Origin of the sequence: Streptomyces sp. NBC_00490 (genome assembly GCF_036013645.1) — a bacterium.
In the GTDB taxonomy this organism is placed as follows: domain Bacteria; phylum Actinomycetota; class Actinomycetes; order Streptomycetales; family Streptomycetaceae; genus Streptomyces; species Streptomyces canus_F.
Genome location: NZ_CP107869.1, coordinates 6,039,968 through 6,058,148 on the forward strand (window position 1 = coordinate 6,039,968; position 18,181 = coordinate 6,058,148).

The following is an 18,181-nucleotide window of genomic DNA, read 5'->3' on the forward strand; positions in this document are numbered from 1 at the left end:
CGTGACGGGCTGCTTACGGTCTCTTTAGCAGGCCCTAGACTCCCGTGCGTACAGATCGTCGAACAGCGGGTGTCCAGCATCTTCGGTGTGTTCACAGGGAGCGAGGGGTCGGACGTGCCGGCACAGACCGTCGGGTCGACCGTCGTCGTTGCGGCGGACTACTTCCAGTCGTACTCGGTCGTCGGACTGCTCGCCGTCGTCGGCGTGCTGTTCGTCGCCGTGGCCTTCGGCGCGGCCCGCCTGCTGCGCCCCGTCGTCCCGACCCCCGAGAAGCTCCTGACGTACGAGTGCGGCGTCGACCCCGTCGGCGAGGGCTGGGCACACACCCAGGTCCGCTACTACGTCTACGCCTTCCTCTACGTCATCTTCGCCGTCGACTCGATCTTCCTGTTCCCGTGGGCCACGGTCTTCGCCGCCCCCGGCTATGGCGCGGCCACACTCGTAGAGATGTTCATCTTCCTCGGCTTCCTGGCCGTGGGTCTGCTGTACGCATACAAGAAGGGCGTCCTGACATGGACGTGACCCCCTCGGAACCGGTGCTGCTCCCCGAGCCGAAACGGCTGGGCGCCCTGGCCCGCCTCGCTCCCGAGCCGATGAAGGTGGTCCTCAACTGGGGCCGCCGCTACTCGCTCTGGGTCTTCAACTTCGGCCTCGCCTGCTGCGCGATCGAGTTCATCGCCGCGTCGATGGCCCGCCACGACTTCATCCGCCTCGGCGTGATCCCCTTCGCACCGGGCCCCCGCCAGGCCGACCTCATGGTCGTCTCCGGCACGGTCACCGACAAGATGGCCCCCGCCGTCAAGCGCCTCTACGAGCAGATGCCCGAGCCCAAGTACGTCATCTCCTTCGGCGCCTGCTCCAACTGCGGCGGTCCCTACTGGGACTCGTACTCCGTGACGAAGGGCGTCGACCAGATCATCCCGGTCGACGTCTACGTCCCCGGCTGCCCACCCCGCCCCGAAGCCCTCCTCCAGGGCATCCTCAAACTCCAGGAGAAGATCGCCCGAGAGTCGCTGGGCGAGCGGTACGGGGTGACCGGCGGGCGGGCGTCGACGGCCGCGCTGCAGAGCGGGTTGGTACGGGGTCCGGGGGCGGTTTCGGAAGAGGCTTCGGGCTCGGCGGCCGGGTCGCCTCCGAGCGGGGGTTCGGAGTCGGCTCCAGGCCCTGCATCCGGTACGGCTTCTGACTCCGCCTCGGGCCCGACGTCCGGCCCCGCCTCGGGCCCGGCTACCGGTTCGTCCGACGGCCCGGCGTCCCGGGAGGAACGATGACCGCGGTCGGCTGGCTGCCTGCCCCCGCCGAGGAACTCTTCGGCGCGGAGGCCACGGCCGAGGAGTCGTACGAGGTCCTGACGGTGGACGTGCCGCCGGCGTCCTGGATCACGGCGCTGGAGACGGCACGCGACGAACTGGGCTGCACCTACTTCGACTGGCTGAGCGCGGTCGATGAACCGGGCACGGGCTTCCGCGTCGCCGTACACCTCGCGGCCCTCTCACCGGTACGCCGACTGCTGCTGCGCACCACCGTCCCGCACGAGTCCCCGACCCTGCCCAGCGCCGTGGACGTGTTCGCGGGCGCGGCCTGGCACGAACGCGAGACGCACGAAATGTTCGGTGTCGTCTTCGAGGGCCACCCCGCCCTGGACCACCTCCTCCTCCCCGAGAACTTCGAGGGCCACCCCCTGCGCAAGGACTTCGTCCTGGCAGCCCGGGTCGCCAAGGCCTGGCCCGGCGCCAAGGAACCGGGCGAGTCCGACCACGGCGGCCCCAAACGCCGCCAGATGCTCCCCCCAGGCGTCCCCGACCCGAACGAATGGGGCCCCCTCAAAGGCCAGCTCCCCCCAGCCCCGACCCGCCCCGCCCGAGCCGCCGGAGCCCGAGCGACAGCAACCGGGGCAGCGGGAGAACGCCCGGCCCGAGCTGCCGGCGAACGCCCGGTACGTCGCGCTCGCACCGCGGCTGCGGGTTCGGCGAGTCAGGCGGAGGAGGCCGCGACTCCGGCTGCCGCGCCGCGCCGTGCCCGCACCGCGGCGGAGGGCTCAGCCAGCCAGACGGAGACGCCCTCGTCCCCGGGCACGCCGACGACTGGGCCACGTGGCGCCGGTACGCCGGCCGAGGACTCGGCGGATCGGGCCGGGGCAACGGCGGCTGAAGGCTCGGCAAGGCAGTCGGAGACGCCCGCCCCTTCGGGTACGGCGGCCGGCCCGCGTCGCGCCCGTACTGCCGCGGAGGGACCCGCCGACCGAACCGCCGCGGCCCCCGAGCCTCCGACCCCGGGCACCGACGACGCTCCGTCGGGCACCGGCACGCCGACCGGACCGCGTCGTGCGCGAAGCGCGGGCGAGGGCTCGGCATCCCAGCGCCCCGGACCGGACACCACCCCCTCCGGCCCACGCCGATCCCGCAGCGCCTCGGACGGCTCCGCGACCCAACGGACCACACCCGACGCCCCGTCGTCGCCCGCCCCGACCGAGGACACCCCGAGCGCCGAGGCCACACCCCCGAAGCCCGCCACGGCCCCCCGCAGCCCCGACGCCCCGTGGCACCACGCCCGCCCGGCCTTCGACGAGCCGGCAACCGACCAAAAGCCCGAGGCCAAACCCCTCCCGGAGCCCGACACCCGACCCGAGCCCGGAACCCAGCCCCAGCGGGAGACCGAACCGCGCACGGGGCCCGAACCGTCCACTGGGCCCGAACCCTCCACTGGGCCGGAACCGCGCACGGAGCCGCAGCCTCGACCAGAGGCCGAACCGCGCCCACAGGTCGGGCTGCACCAGGAGTCCGAGCCAGTGACCCAGCAGCGGCCGACGCCCGAGTCGGAGCCGGAGCCGGAGGCCGAGGCGGATTCTGAGCCGGGGCCGGAGCCCTCTGAACCGGGGCCGGTGGCCAAGCCGCACCCGGAGTCGAAGGCTGAGCCGGAGACCCCGCCCACCGTGGCCTCCACCCCCGCGCCTGCCCCGACCCCGATCCCCGAGGCGGACTCCACCCCCACCCCCGAAGAACCCCCGGGAACCTCCGTAGAGCCCGAAGTCCCTGAAGCGCCCGAAGACCCCGCAACTCGCGAAAACCCCGCAACTCCCGAGAACCCCGCAGGAGGCCCGCAGTGAACGACGCTCTCGACGTCGCCCTGCGACTCCTGATCGTCTTCGTCGTCTTCCTCACCTTCCCCCTGATCGTCGGCCAGACCGAACACAAGGTCATGGCTCACATGCAGGGTCGCCTCGGCCCCATGTACGCCGGCGGCTTCCACGGCTGGGCCCAACTCGTCGCGGACGGCGTCAAGTTCGTGCAGAAGGAAGACGTCGTACCCGCGGGCGCGGACCGCCGTGTCTTCCAACTCGCCCCCGCGGTCGCCCTCCTGCCCTACCTCCTGATCCTCCTCGCCATCCCCATCGGCCCCGGCGAGGGCGCGGTCGGCGAGGTCGTCGACGCCGGCGTCTTCTTCGTCCTGGCCGTCATGGGCGTAGGTGTCCTCGGCTCACTCATGGCCGGCTGGGCCAGCGCCAACAAGTTCTCCCTCCTCGGCGGTCTCCGCACCGCCGCCCAACTCCTCGCCTACGAACTCCCGATGCTCCTGACCGCCGCCTCCGTCGCCATGGCGGCCGGCACGGTCTCCCTCCCCGGCATCCTCGACGCCTTCGAGTGGTGGTGGCTGCCCTGGCAGATCGTCGGCGCGATCGTCTTCTTCGTCGCCGGCCTCGCCGAACTCCAGCGCCCGCCCTTCGACATGCCGGTCGCCGACTCGGAGATCATCTTCGGTGCCTACACCGAGTACACCGGCCTCCGCTTCGCTCTGTTCCTCCTCGCCGAGTACGCCGGGATCGTCGTCCTCTGCGGCCTGACCACCGTCCTCTTCCTGGGCGGCTGGCACGGCCCGTGGGGCGCCGACGGCCTGGGCTGGGTCTGGACCCTGCTGAAGGCCGCGATCCTCGCCTTCCTCGTCATCTGGCTGCGTGTGACCTATCCCCGCCTGCGCGAGGACCAGCTCCAGAAGCTCGCCTGGACCCTCCTCGTCCCCCTTTCCCTCGCTCAGATCGCCCTCACCGGCATCGTCAAGGTGGTGATCTCCTGATGGCCGAGTCGCTTCCGCCCACCCGGTCCCGGTTTCCCGGCGCCGGTCTCGCCAAGGGCCTGGCCGTCACCCTCCGGACGATGACGAAGAAGACCGTCACCGAGCAGTACCCCGACGTCCAGCCCGACCTCCCGCCCCGCACCCGCGGTGTCATCGGCCTGTTCGAGGAGAACTGCACGGTCTGCATGCTCTGCGCCCGGGAGTGCCCGGACTGGTGCATCTACATCGACTCCCACAAGGAGACGGTCCCGGCTGCCGCCCCCGGCGGCCGGGAGCGCAGCCGCAACGTCCTCGACCGCTTCGCCATCGACTTCTCCCTGTGCATGTACTGCGGTATCTGCATCGAGGTCTGTCCTTTCGACGCCCTGTTCTGGTCACCGGAGTTCGAGTACGCCGAGACCGACATCCGCGAACTCACCCATGAACGCGACAAGCTCCGTGAGTGGATGTGGACCGTCCCGGCCCCGCCGGCCCTCGACCCCGCGGCCGAGGAGCCGAAGGAGATCGCGGCCGCCCGCAAGACCGCCGAGAAACTGGCAGCGGCCCAGGCCGAACCGACCGAGCCCCGGTCCGGGCCGTCGACCGGACCGTCGACCGGGCCGACCGCACCCGAGGGGGGTGCGTCATGACCCTCGCCGCAGCCATCGCCACGGCCACCACGGCGCACGGCACGCCGGGCAAGGCTCACGCCGGTGTCATCGCCGCCGCCGAAACCCACGGGTTCCTCTCGCCGACCGGCGTCGAGATCGCCTTCCTCCTCGTCGGCCTGGTCACCTTCGGGGCCGCCCTCGTCACCGTCACCACCCGGCAGCTGGTGCACGCCGCCCTGTGGCTGGTGGTGACCCTCGGCGGTCTCGCCGTCGAATACCTCCTGCTCACCGCGGAGTTCATCGCCTGGGTGCAGGTCCTCATCTATGTGGGTTCCGTCGTCGTACTCCTCCTCTTCGGTCTGATGCTCACCAAGGCGCCCATCGGCCGCTCCCCGGACGCCGACTCCGGCAACCGCTGGGCGGCCCTCACGGTCGCCGTCGCCTCGGCCGCCGCCCTGGTGTGGGTCGTCGTCGATGCGTTCCGCGCGACCTGGATCGACCTGGACGGCCCCGCCGCCGGCTCCACCGAGGCCACCGGAGCGAGCCTCTTCCAGAACTGGGTCCTCCCCTTCGAGGCCCTCTCCGTCCTCCTCCTCGCCGCACTGGTCGGCGCGATCGTCCTGTCCCGCAAGGCGAAGGCGGAGTCGAGCTCTCCCCCTGTGAACTCCCGGCCCGCGACCGGTAGTTCCCCATCCGCACCGAATTCCCGTAATCACCCGATCGGGCGAAACAGGCCGGTCGAGCGAACCGAACCGCCCGAGCCCAGCGCCCACGCCGAGCGCACCACTCCGGCCGAGCCCGGCACCCCGGCCGAGCAGGAAGGCGCCCGCTGATGCACCTCGCCTATCCCGCCGTACTCTCCGCCCTCCTGTTCTGCACCGGCCTGTACGGCGTCCTCGCGCGCCGCAACGCGATCCTGGTCCTGATGTCGGTCGAGCTGATGCTCAACGCCGTCAACCTCAACCTGGTCGCCTTCGACGTCTGGCTCAGCAGGACCGCCGAGGAGACCCTCCACTCCGGCCAGGCCCTGACCCTGTTCACCATCGCCATCGCCGCCGCCGAGATCGGCATCGGCCTGGCGATCGTCCTCGCCGTGTACCGCAACCGCGGCACCTCGGACATCGACAGACTCCGCGACACCGCCGAGGGCCACGAGCCCGACCACGCCGACGACTCCGACGCCCCCGCGGCCGAGAAGGCTGAGGCCACCGCGTGACCACCACCACCCTCGCCGTCCTCGTCCCCCTCCTTCCCTTCCTGGGCGCGGCCGCCGGCCTGCTCCTGGGCCGCACGGCACCCGGCTTCGTCCGTCCGCTCGCCGTCCTGCCGGCGCTCGCCTCCCTCGTGCTGGCCGCCGTGGTCGCCGTACGCCAGGGCGGCGACGAGGCCGTGAACGCCGCCACCGAGCTCACGCCCACCGGCTCGATCCCCATCGAACTCGCCCTGCACATCGACGGCTTCGCCGCCCTGGTCGCCGTACTCGTCGGCCTCGTCGCCACCTGCGTGCAGATCTACTCGACGGGCTACCTGCGCGACGACCCGCGCTACCCCTCCTACGCCGCCCTCGTCTCCCTCTTCACCGCCGCGATGCTCCTCGTCGTCTACTCGGGCGAGCTGATGGTGCTGCTGGTGGGCTGGGAGATCATGGGCATCTGCTCGTACTTCCTGGTCGGTCACTACTGGGAGACCCCGGAGGCCCGCGCCGCCTCCATCAAGGCCTTCCTGGTCACCAAGCTGGGCGATGTCCCGTTCCTGATCGGCCTGTTCGCGCTCGCCACCGACGCCGGCTCCTTCCGCATCACGAAGGTCCTCGGCGCCGTCGCGCACGGCGGGCTCGACAACCCGACCCTGATCGCCCTGCTGCTCCTGGCGGGCGTGGCCGGAAAGTCGGCGCAGTTCCCGCTGCACACCTGGCTCCCGGACGCGATGGCGGGCCCGACGCCCGTCTCCGCGCTCATCCACGCCGCGACCATGGTCGCCGCCGGTGTCTACTTCATCGCCCGTCTCCTCCCGGTCTTCGAGGCCTCGCGGGCCGCGATGACGGTCCTCGCCGTGATGGCCGCCGTCACGATGGTCGGCTCGGCGCTCGCCGCACTCGCCCAGGACGACATCAAGCGCGTCCTCGCCTACTCGACGATCGGCCAGCTCGGCTACATGACCGGCGCCCTCGCCGTCGGCGACCGCGGTGCCGCCGTCTTCCACCTCCTGTCGCACGGCGCCTTCAAGGCGCTGCTGTTCCTCGCGGCCGGCGTGATCATCCACGCCGCCGGCACCAACTCGCTGGCCGCCATGTCCCGCATGGGCCACCTCCGCGACCGCGTGCCGGACGCCTTCTGGACGATGACCGTGGCCCTCCTCGCGCTCGCCGCGATCCCGCCCTTCAGCGGCTTCTTCTCCAAGGAGTCCGTCCTCGGAGCCGCCGAGCACGTCGTCACCGGCCACACCGAGTACGTCCCCGGCGCCGCGGGCTGGCTCGTCCTCGTCGCCGGTCTGCTCACGGCCCTGCTCACCGCGGCGTACGCGACGCGTCTGTGGCTGCTGGCCTTCCACGGCCGGGGTGCGGAGGCCCCCGACCACGGCCGCCAGCCGCTCACCATGACCACGGTCCTGTGGGTTCTCGCGATCCCGTCCCTCGCCGTCGGCGCGTTCGCCTACCGCGTGCTCCCGGACTGGTTCGACGGCAACGACCTCGCCCCGACCCTCACCACGTCCGTCGTCGGCACCGGCATCGCCCTGGTCGGCGGCATCGTGACCTACGCCGCCTGGCGGCACACCACCGTGCTCGCCGACCGCGTCCCGCTGGGTGCGGTCGCCGCCCACCCGGACGGTGACGCCGGACTCGTCGAGGCCGAGGCCATCGCCAGCCACGAGCCCGCGTACGGAGACGTGGCCTACGCACCCGACCCCTCGGACCCGGGCCGCCTCCTGCTCGGCCCGCTGCACCGGCACGCGGCGGTCGGCTTCCACCTCGACGCCGTGTACTCGGCCCTCTTCGTCCGCCCGGTGCAGGCCGGCGCCACCCTCGTCCGGTTCCTCGACCGCGAGGTCGTCGAGACCTACGTACGAGGCGCGGGCGCTCTACCCCGACTGCTGGGCACGGCCGTACGGCGTGCCCAGACCGGAAATGTGCAGACCTATGTGAGCGCGCTGCTCGCCGGCACCGTCGTCCTGGTGGTCGCCGCCGTCCTCGTCGCCACGGGAGCGTGAGCAGGCGTGATCGATATCAACGAGTCCGTGATGCAGTTCCTTCTGGCGTTCCTCGTCGTCGGCCCGCTCCTCGGCGCGGTCGCCGCTCTCCTGCCGGCCCCGCCGGGACTGAAGGGGAAGTCGCCCGAGCAGGCGGTACTGCGGCACGGCGTGACCGCGACCGGCGTGGTTCTCATCGCAGCGATCGTCCTCGCGCTCGGCTTCGACCACGACCACCCGTCGAAGATGCAGGCCACGACCGACATCAGCTGGATCCCCGCACTCGACGTGCGCATCCACCTCGGCATCGACGGCATCTCCCTCCCCCTTCTGGTCCTGACCGCGCTGCTGACCTTCCTCTGCGCGCTCTACTCGTACTTCAAGATGCCCGCGGGCCCGACCCCGAAGGCATTCGTCGCGCTGCTGCTCGTCCTCGAGTCCGGCACGCTCGCGACCTTCGCCGTCCTCGATCTGCTGCTGTTCTTCCTCGCGTTCGAGATGGTGCTCATCCCGATGTACTTCCTCATCGCCCGCTGGGGCGGAGCGGGCCGGACCCAGGCCGCCTGGCGGTTCATCCTCTACACGCTGCTCGGTTCGGTCGTCATGCTGCTCGGCCTGCTCCTGATCGGGATCAAGGCGGGCACATTCGACATGGTGGCACTCGCCACTGACAACGGCCGGTCCCTCACCTCATCCGTGCAGGTCATCGCGGTTCTGGCGATCGGGATCGGGCTCGCGGTGAAGACCCCGATGTGGCCGCTGCACAGCTGGCTGCCGGACGCCCACACCGCCGCGCCGACCGTCGGCTCGGTCCTGCTGGCAGGCGTCATGCTGAAGATGGGTACATACGGGTTCGTCCGGATTCTCCTCCCCATCGCGCCGGACGGTTTCCGTGACTTCGCGCCCTACCTCGCGGCCTTCGCCGTCGTCGGCATCATCTACGGATCCCTGGCCTGCCTCGCCCTCGCCAAGCAGGGCGCGAAGGGTGACCTCAAGCGCCTCATCGCCTACTCGTCCGTCGGCCACATGGGCTTCGTCCTGCTCGGCATCGCCACGATGACCCCGACCGGCGTGAACGGCGCCCTGTTCGCCAACATCGCCCACGGCCTCATCACCGGCCTCCTGTTCTTCCTGGTCGGCGCGCTGAAGGACCGTACGGGCAGCACCGACCTCGACGCCCTCGCCGAGCAGACCGGCGCCGCGCTGTACGGGAAGGCCCCGCGCCTCGGCGGCCTGCTCGCGTTCGCCGCGGTCGCCTCCCTCGGACTGCCGGGCCTCGCCGGGTTCTGGGGCGAGATGCTGGCGCTGTTCGGCGCGTTCGATCCCGCAGAGGGCCTCAGCCGCCCGGCGTTCCTCACGTTCATGGCGATCGCGGCCTTCGGCACCCTCCTCACGGCCGCGTACCTCCTCGTCGTGGTCCGCCGCGTCTGCATGGGCGCCGTACCGCAGGACGCCCCGAAACTCGCCGACGTCCACACGTACGAGTTCGCGGCCTGGACGCCGCTCGTCGCCCTCACCGTCGTGGCAGGCCTGTGGCCGAAGGCCCTCCTCGGTCTGACCGACCCGGCCGTACAGCAGCTGCTCGCAGGAGGCACCCGATGAGCTCCCTGGCCTCCATGGCCCAGCCGATGGCCGCCAACCTCGTCCAGTCCGTCGACTGGCTCGCCATCGCACCGCCCACCATCGCGGCGGTCGTCGGCCTCGTCGCCCTCGTCGCGGACCTCTTCATCGGCGACCACAAGAAGGCGCTGCTCGGCTGGCTGTCCGTCGCGGGTCTCGCCGCCTCCACGGCGATGCTGCTGCCCCTCCTGGACGGCGACCGCGCCACCTTCTGCCTGACCGGCGCTCCCGACGTCTGCAGTTACACCGCGGACCGCTTCACCCTCGTCCTGCAGCTCCTGGTGCTCGGGGGAGCGTTGCTGACAGCGCTCCTGTCCGTCACCGCCCTCAAGGACGCCGACAAGGGACTCCCCGAAGGGGAGTACTGGTTCCTGCTGCTCTCCTCCGCCGCCGGCGCCGCCCTCCTGCCCGCCTCGCGCGACCTGGCGACCCTGATCGTCGCCTTGGAGGTCGCCTCCCTGCCGGCCTTCGCCCTCGTCGGCCTGCGCCACGGCGACCGCAAGTCCTCCGAAGCGGCCCTGAAGTTCTTCCTGTCCTCGGTCACCGCGACCGCGGTCAGCCTCATGGGCATCAGCTTCGTGTACGCCTCCACCGGCACCCTCTACCTGACCCAGATCGCCGACCGCATCCAGAACGTCGACGGCCAGCTCCACACCCTTGCCCAGACCGGCGTCGTCCTCACCCTCGTCGGCTTCGCCTTCAAGACGGCCGCCGTCCCCTTCCACTTCTGGGTCCCGGACACCTACGTAGGGGCGCCGCTCCCCATCGCCGCCTACTTGTCGGTCGTCGGCAAGGCGGTCGGCTTCTCAGGCCTGATCCTCGTCACGGTCGTCGCCCTCCCGTCGTACGCCGACGTCTGGGGCCCGGCGCTCGCGGCCCTGGCCGCCCTCACCATGACCGTCGGCAACGTCGGCGCCCTCCGACAGCAGACCACGCGCGCGTACAGCGCCGTACGGCTGCTCGCCTGGTCCTCCGTCGGCCAGGCCGGCTACCTCCTCGTGCCGATCGCCGCCGCCGCGTACTCCGACGACGCCGAGCGCTCCGTCGGCTCCACCGTCGCCTACGCCCTCATGTACGCCGCCGTGAACCTCGGTGCCTTCGCGGTGGCCGCCCTGGTCGGCCGTACGAGAGCCCTCAACCGCCTCACCGACTACCGCGGCCTGTACGCCTCGAACCCCCTGGCCGCCCTCCTCCTGGCCTTCTTCCTGCTCTGCCTCGCCGGACTGCCGCCGGGTATCATCGGCCTCTTCGCGAAGGTCACCGTCTTCTCGGCGGCCGTCGACGCGGGCCTCGGCTGGCTCGCCGTGGTCATGGCCGCCAACGTCGTGATCGCGCTGTTCTACTACCTCCAGTGGACGGCCCTGCTGTTCCGCGCCCCGGAAGGCGAACCCGCACGGCACCGGATCCCGGCCCCGCTCACCGCGGCCATCGCCCTCACCGGCGTCCTCGGAATCGCCCTGTCGGGCGCGCCCCAGCTGATCCTGCGCTTCACCGACACCGGCCTCTTCTGAGCCCACGGCCGGACAACTCCCGAGCCCTCACCCGGATGGCTCACGTCCGCCTCCGTACGCACAAGGGAACTAGCTGCTCTCGCCTGGCGTTGACAAGAACAGGAGGGTCCACTGGTGGTGACACCAGAAGGACCGCAGATCAGCACGCAAAGGGTTCCCCTGCTGCACGATTTGGAGGGCGTACCGTGCACCGCCGGCACAACGGGCTCAGGACCGCAGTACTCCTCGGGGGACTGTCCGCACTCATCATCGTCATCGGCAGTTTCTTCGGCCGTATGGGGCTCGTGGTCGCTGTCCTGATCGCCCTGGGGACCAACGCGTACGCGTACTGGAACAGCGACAAGCTGGCGCTACGCGCGATGCGCGCCCGCCCGGTCAGCGAGTTCGAGGCCCCCGCGCTCTACCGCATGGTCCGCGAACTCTCCACCCAGGCCCGCCAACCCATGCCGCGCCTGTACATCTCCCCGACGGAAGCCCCGAACGCGTTCGCGACGGGCCGCAACCCGCGCAATGCCGCCGTCTGTTGCACGGACGGCATCCTGCGCATCCTCGACGAGCGCGAACTGCGCGGTGTCATCGGCCACGAGCTCAGCCATGTCTACAACCGCGACATCCTGATCTCTTCCGTGGCCGGAGCCCTCGCCTCCGTGATCATGTTCCTGGTCAACTTCGCCTGGCTGATCCCCATCGGCCGCTCCAGCGACGACGACGGCCCCGGCATCCTCGGCATGCTGCTCATCATGATCCTGGGCCCGCTCGCCGCGAGCGTCATCCAACTGGCCATCAGCCGCTCGCGGGAGTACGAGGCCGACGCGTCCGGCGCCCAGCTGACCGGCGACCCCCTGGCCCTGGCCAGCGCGCTGCGCAAGCTCGAGATGGGCACCAAGCAGCTTCCGTTGCCCCCGGAGCCGCGAATCGAGACCGCGAGCCACATGATGATCGCGAACCCCTTCCGTCCGGGCCAGGGATTCTCGAAGATGTTCTCCACGCACCCGCCGATGGCGGACCGCATTGCCCGCCTTGAGAAGATGGCAGGTCGCCACCAGTGAAAACCATCCTGAACGTCATTTGGCTCGTGCTGAGCGGCTTCTGGCTGTTCCTCGGCTATCTGCTCGCCGGTGTGCTGCTGTGCATCACGATCATCGGCATCCCCTTCGGCATCGCCGCTTTCCGCATCGGCGTCTACGCCCTGTGGCCCTTCGGGTACACGACGGTCGAACGCCGTGACGCCGGCGCCCCCTCCTGCGTCGGAAACGTCCTGTGGCTGGTCCTCGCGGGCTGGTGGCTGGCTCTGGCCCACATCGTCACGGGCATCGCCCTGTGCGTCACGATCATCGGTATCCCGTTCGGCATCGCCAACTTCAAGCTGATCCCGGTCTCGCTGCTTCCGCTGGGCCGCGAGATCGTGTCGACCGACCAGCCGTTCTCCTCACGCTGGTAGGCGGGTACGGGCACGGCACAGGGTTTTCCACAGCCCGACGGTTGTCCACAGGGCCGCCCGAATGTCAGTGGCGGCCCGCATCATGAACCCATGACCGCGAACGAGCAGTTGCGGGCAGGGGAATGCCGGGATGCGTAACGCCCGCCCGTGGGCCCGCACTTCCCCCGAGTCTCATGACCACACCGGCCCTCGCCGTGCGTACATAGCCGTCCAGCAGCACGCTGAGCTGCCCGCCATCCATATACACGCGGCCTGACGGGCACTTGGCGTACGCGGGCGCCAAGTACGGTGCCGGCACGGCCGGTCGCCCCATCCGTCGGCGTACGTCACTTCACCGCGCCGCCAGCCACCGCCGTACGCCGTACGCCACCACACCCACCACCAGCACACCCGCGCCCACGGCCACCGACACCCCCGGCAGCGCGAACGCCAGCACCACGCACCCGAGGAGCCCCACCGCCGGCACCACCCGTGCCGTCGGAGCGGAACCGAGCGTCCAGGCCGAGGCGTTGGCCACCGCGTAGTACGCCAGCACACCGAAGGAGGAGAACCCGATCGCGCCCCGCACATCCACCGTGGCGGCAAGAACCGCGACCACCGCGCCCACGGCCAGCTCCGCCCGGTGCGGCACCTGGAACCGCGGATGCACCTCCGCCAGCGCGCCGGGCAGATGACGGTCACGAGCCATGGCCAACGTCGTCCGAGAGACACCCAGGATCAGCGCGAGCAACGAGCCCAGCGCAGCCACGGCGGCACCCACCCGCACAACCGGCACCAGCCCCGGCACGCCTGCGGCACGGACCGCGTCGGCCAGCGGTGCGCCCGCCTGCCCCAGTTCCTCCGCTCCCAGCACAGAAAGGACAGCCACCGCCACACACGCGTACACGCCCAACGCGATGCCCAGAGCCAGCGGGATCGCACGCGGGATGGTGCGCGCGGGATCCCGTACCTCTTCCCCCAGAGTCGCGATCCGGGCGTACCCGGCGAACGCGAAGAACAACAGACCAGCGGCCTGCAGCACCCCGCCCAGGCCACCCGATGCCCCGCTGTCCAGCCGCCCGGCCTCGGACGCCCCGGAGCCCAGACACACGACCACCACGGAAGCGAGGACAGCCAGCACGACTGCCACGATTCCCCGCGTCAGCCACGCGGACTTCTGTACCCCGCCGTAGTTCACCGCGGTCAGCGCCACCACGGCCGCGACCGCCACGGCGTGCGCCTGCTCCGGCCAGACGTACGCGCCCACGGTGAGCGCCATCGCCGCACAGGAGGCCGTCTTCCCGACCACGAACGACCAGCCCGCGAGATAACCCCAGAACGGACCGAGCCGCTCGCGCCCGTAGACATACGTGCCGCCGGAGGCGGGATAGAGGGCGGCCAGCCGTGCCGACGACGTGGCGTTGCAGTAGGCGACCACGGCGGCGACCGCGAGCCCGAGCAGCAGCCCGGACCCGGCCGCGCCGGCCGCGGGTGCCAGAGCGGCGAAGATGCCGGCCCCGACCATGGAGCCGAGCCCGATGACCACGGCGTCCCCCACACCCAGGGTGCGTCGCAGCTCGGAAGGGGAACTGGAGGGTGTCATGGGCCGCACCCTACTGATCAGCGCAACCGCCCGGTGCATCCATGACGTCCTGTTCGGTAACACGGTACGAACAAGTGCCGTCGCCAGGCGACGAACGCACCACGCACACCCTGTGAGCGCACAGCCGGACGGGACCAGAATCACAGCGCCGGGACAGTGCGGGCACAGCACGGAAGGGCAGGTTCAGGGCATGAGCATCATCGGTTGGATCATCCTGGGACTTCTGGCCGGGGCCATCGCCAAGTTCCTGCTGCCGGGCCGCGACCCGGGCGGCTTCATCGGAACGACCCTCATCGGCATCACGGGCGCGTTCATCGGCGGCTGGATATCGGCCCGCTGGCTGGACCACCCGGTCACCAAGAACTTCTACGACGGCACCACCTGGGCGGCCGCGATCGGAGGCTCACTCGTCCTCCTGATCGGCTACCGCATCCTGTTCGGCAACTCGCGCAACTGAGCACCCCTGAACCGCAGCCAGCAGGCGAGAAGGGTGGGCACCGGCCAGGTGCCCACCCTTTCTCGTGGTTCCACGCGCTTCCTTGCTCGACGCGCGACCGAATCAGGCGTCGCTCACCGGTAGTTCACGAACTGGACGGCGAAGTCGAGGTCCTTGCCCTTCAGCAGGGAGATGATGGTCTGCAGGTCGTCACGGCTCTTCGAGCTGACACGCAGCTCGTCGCCCTGGACCTGGGCCTTCACACCCTTCGGACCCTCGTCACGGATGATCTTCGCCACCTTCTTCGCGTTCTCCTGGGAGATGCCCTCCTCGATCGACGCGAAGATCTTGTACTCCTTGCCGGACAGCTGCGGCTCACCGGCGTCCAGCGCCTTCAGCGAGATCCCGCGCTTGATCAGCTTGGACTGGAAGACGTCGAGGACAGCGTTCACCCGGTCCTCGGAGTTCGCCTCCATGAGGATCTTTTCGCCGGACCACGAGATCGAGGCGCCCACGCCCTTGAAGTCGTAGCGCTGGGAGATCTCCTTGGCGGTCTGGTTGAGGGCGTTGTCGACCTCCTGCCGCTCGACCTTCGAGACGATGTCGAAACTGGAGTCGGCCATGTCCTGTGGCTCCTTGTATCAGGGGGCGTATCGGGGTGCGTGTCGGGTGCGCATCGGCGTAGTAGGGCAGCCGCCGAGCCCGGTACAGTCCCGGGCCGCACCCGGACAAGCCTAGCCACCCCACGCCCCCGGAGCGCTGATCAATCGGGTGGCGAAGCACCCCTCCACATCGGGTATTGTTTACGTCGTTGCCACGGAGCACCGCCGAAAGACGGTTCGAAGGGCAGCAAACCCCGGCGGTGTGCCCGAGCGGCCAAAGGGAGCAGACTGTAAATCTGCCGGCTCAGCCTTCCCAGGTTCGAATCCTGGCGCCGCCACATGAAGGTAGACCCCCTCCGAACTGCGGAAACGCGGTTCGGAGGGGGTCTCTTCGTGTTCCGGGGTGATCGTTTGAGTCGAATCGAAACAGGGTGACTTGTCTCACGCTGTGACGCGTGGATCTCGGGGTTGATCAGAGGTTCCGGGCCGCATATGGGTCACGCCGGACTGCGTCAACGTCGTCGTGCTCGATGCGGGGATGGTCGCTGAGCTATGAGCGGTTCAAAGGTGCCGCCGCCGGAGCGCCACCTCTTCCAGGTCGCCTTGTAGCCCCACGAACCGTACTGCTGATGGCCGTACTTGCTTCTGTTGATGTCGTGAGAGTGCGTGTGTCCGGTGGCGACGGTTGCGCTCCCCGCGACCTTGACGCTAATGGTGGTCTTTGCCTTCGCGAGGATTGCCCCGGCCTACCACTCGCCCGCTGCCCGAGACTTCGAGGGAACTGGTGCCGCTCTTGGCCACGGACACGTCCACCTTGGCTTCACCGCGGTAGGCCCCAGTCATCCGGTTGACCGTCCGGCCGGGAACGCAGGCGCCCTGTTGGCCGTGGCCGGCGAGCAGGGCCAGCGGCAGTGCCGGCGATCCTCGGCACCGCACGCTCAGGCGCATCGCCGAGCCGCCGCCGAGCCACCGAATGCGATCCTCTTGCTGGCCCAATAAATCGAACACATGATTGAATTCGGTCATGCGACCGTTCCCAGACGACCTCGTCCAGGCCCAGCAGGAGTGGAGTGCCACCTATCGACAGCTCGCCGAGCGGCCCGGCCGCACCGAGCTCCGCCGCAGCCTGTACCGGTTGTCGACTCAGCTGTTCTTCCATCGCTACTGGCAGCATCGACGTCAAGGCCCCGCGGGTTGGTGCGAGTTGCGTGAACTGGGACGGTTGGACGGGGACGTGAAGGGGCGGCCTCATCAATGACGTCCTGGAATGCGGGCCCGCGGGGCTCGGATGATCCTGAAGGTATGTCCGGACCGATTCGCGTGATTGTGCATCCGCCCTCACTCACCGGCGGCCGGCGCGTGCGCGTGGACGGCGAGATCCTCGGGTTGGCCCACAACGTGGTCGACATCGCGGAGTTCCTCCGCCGAGCGGGGTTGGAGATCGACCCGGCAGAGGTGGCCGAGTCACCATGGATCGACTGGCGGGGAGCAGGGCCCGAGCGCTGGGGCCCGGAGTCGGGCAGCTGACACGCCGAAGGCAACACACCTCAAAGAGAAGGGCGATTCAAGGGGAGAGGAGCCGAACCTCCGCCGAGTGGGAGTCACCTACCGCTTCTGCGTCCGGTACCGCTTCATCAGCGCGGTGATCCGCGCGTGGTCCGACTGGCCGTTGAGCTCGGCCACGAGATCGTCAGAGCACAACTCGTAGACGCCTCCTGCTCACGGTCCCTCAGTCTCCGGCACAACCCCGTGCCGTCTTCAGCGAGTCCCTCCCGACGCGCGACCATACGCGGGCCGCGGCCAGCAGGCGAGGCAGTATGCAGCGACTGACCCACACGCATTCCCAGCGTGTTCACCTGGGTTCATGGGTGGCCACCCCTGAGGCGAAATCGGCGCGCGGCCCTCGATGAGCGACCGTGAACGGGGCTGCATGAGACGGAAACTGAGACGCCCGGGCGGGCAAGGCTGGCTAGCATTCTCGGAGTCGAGGAGGAGCCATGGCGCTGGGCCGCAAGGGATCGCGACGCATCGTCGTCGACGGTACGGCTTACCGCTGGCGGTTGCGACGCAGGCCGACCTACTTCCAGGCACTTGCCTGGACACCCTGCACCTTCGCAGTCGAGCACGCAGACATTCCCGGGGCAACGCTCGTGGTCACCACCGACCAGCCGCACCCGAGCAACTGGTTCGGGCGCGAAGCCAAGCCCGTACTGCCGTCCGACGTTGCCCAGACCATCCAGCGTGCTCTTCGCGAGGGCTGGACCCCCACGGCTCCGGGCTCCCCGTTCCACCTGAACCTCTCCACCGGCTTCACGCCCTCACCCTGAGCTCGGCAGCTCGGCAGCTCGGCAGCTCGGCAGCTCGGCAGCTCGGCAGCTCGGCAGCTCGGCAGCTCGGCAGCTCGGCAGCCGCTTCAGCCGGGTGCTGATTGCCTCCATCGCCTCGACGACACTGTGCACGTCACCGTCGAGGTAGGCGGTCGTCACCCCGACTCCCGGGCGGAGAAGTCCCATTGCCCGATCAACGAGGTCTTGCCGACCCCCGCCTGCCCATCACATGAAAGAGGTAGCGGAAGGCAGCGCGGCGCGTGGGCTCCGTCGCCCCCACTCGACTGTGCCTCGTAGCCCGGATTGCAGGCCAAGTTCGCGCAGGGCGGCTCCAGTTCACCGCGCCGCCCGACTGCCCCGGCCGCCCCGCCTCACACCGCACACTCGACGTACAACGCATGAAGAATCTCAAGGTAGTTGGCCCAGTGCTGCCCCTCGCCGTGCACCGCGACCCCTCGGCCGAGTCCCGCGACCACACTCAGCCGACGCTGCCGAATCGAAGCGGCCGTCCAGCTCGGGATCGCCCACGGCGGGCGGGACCGTGGCCGCACGCGCCAGGTACGTGATGTCGAGTCCCGCGGCTGCCGCGCGGCGCCGGGCGAAGTCGAGCACGCCCTCGGCGCTGTCGATCCCGGCCACGGCCGAGGCGCCGAGCTCGCGCAGCCGGCGCGTGTAGAGGCCACTGCCACTGCCCAGGTCCAGGACGGCCCTGCCCTCGACATCGTCCAGCAGCCCGAACAAGGTGTGGGCCTCGACGTACTCGCGCAGCGGCAAAGTCGTGGCCATACGTTCGTACGCCTCGGCGAGTCCGTCGA

Annotated in this window: 20 protein-coding genes and 1 tRNA gene; 17 read left to right on the forward strand and 4 right to left on the reverse strand. The window is 70.0% G+C overall.

Annotated elements, in window-relative coordinates; all coding sequences use genetic code 11:
• Positions 1 to 114: 114 nt before the first annotated feature.
• From OG381_RS27565 to OG381_RS27620, 12 genes are all read left to right on the forward strand, one after another.
• On the forward strand, positions 115 to 522 hold the full coding sequence (locus OG381_RS27565) for an NADH-quinone oxidoreductase subunit A (protein WP_327718768.1): 408 nt from the start codon (positions 115 to 117) through the stop codon (positions 520 to 522).
• Positions 513 to 1,271 (forward strand): NADH-quinone oxidoreductase subunit B, encoded by a 759-nt coding sequence (locus OG381_RS27570; protein ID WP_327718769.1) that lies wholly within the window; start codon positions 513 to 515, stop codon positions 1,269 to 1,271. The genes OG381_RS27565 and OG381_RS27570 overlap by 10 nt, the downstream gene beginning before the upstream one ends.
• On the forward strand, positions 1,268 to 3,106 hold the full coding sequence (locus OG381_RS27575) for an NADH-quinone oxidoreductase subunit C (protein ID WP_327718770.1): 1,839 nt from the start codon (positions 1,268 to 1,270) through the stop codon (positions 3,104 to 3,106). The genes OG381_RS27570 and OG381_RS27575 overlap by 4 nt, the downstream gene beginning before the upstream one ends.
• Positions 3,103 to 4,071, forward strand: a complete 969-nt coding sequence (locus OG381_RS27580; RefSeq protein ID WP_327718771.1) for a complex I subunit 1/NuoH family protein — start codon at positions 3,103 to 3,105, stop codon at positions 4,069 to 4,071. Before OG381_RS27575 ends, OG381_RS27580 begins: the two co-directional genes overlap by 4 nt.
• Positions 4,071 to 4,700 carry a NuoI/complex I 23 kDa subunit family protein gene (locus tag OG381_RS27585; protein WP_327718772.1) on the forward strand — a complete coding sequence of 210 codons (630 nt, stop codon included), beginning with the start codon at positions 4,071 to 4,073 and terminating at the stop codon, positions 4,698 to 4,700. Before OG381_RS27580 ends, OG381_RS27585 begins: the two co-directional genes overlap by 1 nt.
• On the forward strand, positions 4,697 to 5,494 hold the full coding sequence (locus tag OG381_RS27590; protein WP_327718773.1) for an NADH-quinone oxidoreductase subunit J family protein: 798 nt from the start codon (positions 4,697 to 4,699) through the stop codon (positions 5,492 to 5,494). The genes OG381_RS27585 and OG381_RS27590 overlap by 4 nt, the downstream gene beginning before the upstream one ends.
• Positions 5,494 to 5,877, forward strand: a complete 384-nt coding sequence (gene nuoK / locus OG381_RS27595; protein WP_327718774.1) for an NADH-quinone oxidoreductase subunit NuoK — start codon at positions 5,494 to 5,496, stop codon at positions 5,875 to 5,877. Before OG381_RS27590 ends, nuoK begins: the two co-directional genes overlap by 1 nt.
• Positions 5,874 to 7,868, forward strand: a complete 1,995-nt coding sequence (locus OG381_RS27600) for an NADH-quinone oxidoreductase subunit 5 family protein (protein ID WP_327718775.1) — start codon at positions 5,874 to 5,876, stop codon at positions 7,866 to 7,868. Before nuoK ends, OG381_RS27600 begins: the two co-directional genes overlap by 4 nt.
• A 6-nt stretch (positions 7,869 to 7,874) precedes the next feature.
• Positions 7,875 to 9,449 carry a complex I subunit 4 family protein gene (locus tag OG381_RS27605; protein WP_327718776.1) on the forward strand — a complete coding sequence of 525 codons (1,575 nt, stop codon included), beginning with the start codon at positions 7,875 to 7,877 and terminating at the stop codon, positions 9,447 to 9,449.
• Positions 9,446 to 10,978 carry an NADH-quinone oxidoreductase subunit N gene (locus OG381_RS27610; protein ID WP_327718777.1) on the forward strand — a complete coding sequence of 511 codons (1,533 nt, stop codon included), beginning with the start codon at positions 9,446 to 9,448 and terminating at the stop codon, positions 10,976 to 10,978. The genes OG381_RS27605 and OG381_RS27610 overlap by 4 nt, the downstream gene beginning before the upstream one ends.
• A 185-nt stretch (positions 10,979 to 11,163) precedes the next feature.
• Entirely contained in the window at positions 11,164 to 12,027 is an 864-nt protein-coding gene (htpX, locus tag OG381_RS27615) for a zinc metalloprotease HtpX (RefSeq protein ID WP_327718778.1), read from the forward strand.
• Positions 12,024 to 12,419 carry a YccF domain-containing protein gene (locus OG381_RS27620; RefSeq protein WP_266823342.1) on the forward strand — a complete coding sequence of 132 codons (396 nt, stop codon included), beginning with the start codon at positions 12,024 to 12,026 and terminating at the stop codon, positions 12,417 to 12,419. The genes htpX and OG381_RS27620 overlap by 4 nt, the downstream gene beginning before the upstream one ends.
• A gap of 331 nt (positions 12,420 to 12,750) precedes the next feature.
• On the opposite strand, the gene OG381_RS27625 is transcribed toward OG381_RS27620, so the two are convergent.
• On the reverse strand, positions 12,751 to 14,001 hold the full coding sequence (locus OG381_RS27625) for an APC family permease (RefSeq protein WP_327718779.1): 1,251 nt from the start codon (positions 13,999 to 14,001) through the stop codon (positions 12,751 to 12,753).
• A gap of 190 nt (positions 14,002 to 14,191) precedes the next feature.
• On the opposite strand from OG381_RS27625, the gene OG381_RS27630 reads away from it, so the two are divergent.
• A complete protein-coding gene (locus OG381_RS27630; RefSeq protein WP_046262857.1) occupies positions 14,192 to 14,458 on the forward strand; it encodes a GlsB/YeaQ/YmgE family stress response membrane protein in 267 nt (88 codons plus the stop codon).
• A gap of 113 nt (positions 14,459 to 14,571) precedes the next feature.
• Here the strand turns inward: OG381_RS27630 and OG381_RS27635 are convergent, their stop codons facing one another.
• A complete protein-coding gene (locus OG381_RS27635; RefSeq protein ID WP_266888997.1) occupies positions 14,572 to 15,060 on the reverse strand; it encodes a YajQ family cyclic di-GMP-binding protein in 489 nt (162 codons plus the stop codon).
• A 235-nt stretch (positions 15,061 to 15,295) separates the two neighbouring features.
• Here OG381_RS27635 and OG381_RS27640 point away from each other — a divergent pair.
• Positions 15,296 to 15,377, forward strand: a tRNA-Tyr gene (locus tag OG381_RS27640).
• Positions 15,378 to 15,747: 370 nt separating this feature from the next.
• Here OG381_RS27640 and OG381_RS27645 read toward each other — a convergent pair.
• On the reverse strand, positions 15,748 to 16,065 hold the full coding sequence (locus tag OG381_RS27645) for a hypothetical protein (protein WP_327722775.1): 318 nt from the start codon (positions 16,063 to 16,065) through the stop codon (positions 15,748 to 15,750).
• On the opposite strand from OG381_RS27645, the gene OG381_RS27650 reads away from it, so the two are divergent.
• The 3 genes from OG381_RS27650 to OG381_RS27660 all read left to right on the forward strand — a co-directional run bounded on the left by OG381_RS27650 (position 16,064) and on the right by OG381_RS27660 (position 17,366).
• A complete protein-coding gene (locus OG381_RS27650) occupies positions 16,064 to 16,297 on the forward strand; it encodes a hypothetical protein (RefSeq protein ID WP_327718781.1) in 234 nt (77 codons plus the stop codon). The genes OG381_RS27645 and OG381_RS27650 overlap by 2 nt on opposite strands.
• 44 nt (positions 16,298 to 16,341) lie before the next feature.
• On the forward strand, positions 16,342 to 16,566 hold the full coding sequence (locus tag OG381_RS27655) for a hypothetical protein (RefSeq protein ID WP_327718782.1): 225 nt from the start codon (positions 16,342 to 16,344) through the stop codon (positions 16,564 to 16,566).
• Positions 16,567 to 17,036: 470 nt separating this feature from the next.
• On the forward strand, positions 17,037 to 17,366 hold the full coding sequence (locus OG381_RS27660) for a hypothetical protein (RefSeq protein WP_327718783.1): 330 nt from the start codon (positions 17,037 to 17,039) through the stop codon (positions 17,364 to 17,366).
• A 408-nt stretch (positions 17,367 to 17,774) separates the two neighbouring features.
• Here the strand turns inward: OG381_RS27660 and OG381_RS27665 are convergent, their stop codons facing one another.
• A complete protein-coding gene (locus OG381_RS27665; RefSeq protein ID WP_327718784.1) occupies positions 17,775 to 18,152 on the reverse strand; it encodes a class I SAM-dependent methyltransferase in 378 nt (125 codons plus the stop codon).
• Positions 18,153 to 18,181: the final 29 nt, after the last annotated feature.

Coding starts and splice junctions, on each gene's coding strand:
- OG381_RS27660 (WP_327718783.1), top strand. CDS start 17,037: ATGGCGCTGGGCCGCAAGGGATCGCGACGCATCGTCGTCGACGGTACG.
- OG381_RS27655 (WP_327718782.1), top strand. CDS start 16,342: ATGTCCGGACCGATTCGCGTGATTGTGCATCCGCCCTCACTCACCGGC.
- OG381_RS27650 (WP_327718781.1), top strand. CDS start 16,064: ATGCGACCGTTCCCAGACGACCTCGTCCAGGCCCAGCAGGAGTGGAGT.
- nuoK (WP_327718774.1), top strand. CDS start 5,494: ATGCACCTCGCCTATCCCGCCGTACTCTCCGCCCTCCTGTTCTGCACC.
- OG381_RS27630 (WP_046262857.1), top strand. CDS start 14,192: ATGAGCATCATCGGTTGGATCATCCTGGGACTTCTGGCCGGGGCCATC.
- OG381_RS27645 (WP_327722775.1), bottom strand. CDS start 16,065: ATGACCGAATTCAATCATGTGTTCGATTTATTGGGCCAGCAAGAGGAT.
- OG381_RS27665 (WP_327718784.1), bottom strand. CDS start 18,152: ATGGCCACGACTTTGCCGCTGCGCGAGTACGTCGAGGCCCACACCTTG.
- OG381_RS27585 (WP_327718772.1), top strand. CDS start 4,071: ATGGCCGAGTCGCTTCCGCCCACCCGGTCCCGGTTTCCCGGCGCCGGT.
- OG381_RS27625 (WP_327718779.1), bottom strand. CDS start 14,001: ATGACACCCTCCAGTTCCCCTTCCGAGCTGCGACGCACCCTGGGTGTG.
- OG381_RS27610 (WP_327718777.1), top strand. CDS start 9,446: ATGAGCTCCCTGGCCTCCATGGCCCAGCCGATGGCCGCCAACCTCGTC.
- OG381_RS27570 (WP_327718769.1), top strand. CDS start 513: ATGGACGTGACCCCCTCGGAACCGGTGCTGCTCCCCGAGCCGAAACGG.
- OG381_RS27635 (WP_266888997.1), bottom strand. CDS start 15,060: ATGGCCGACTCCAGTTTCGACATCGTCTCGAAGGTCGAGCGGCAGGAG.
- OG381_RS27590 (WP_327718773.1), top strand. CDS start 4,697: ATGACCCTCGCCGCAGCCATCGCCACGGCCACCACGGCGCACGGCACG.
- OG381_RS27575 (WP_327718770.1), top strand. CDS start 1,268: ATGACCGCGGTCGGCTGGCTGCCTGCCCCCGCCGAGGAACTCTTCGGC.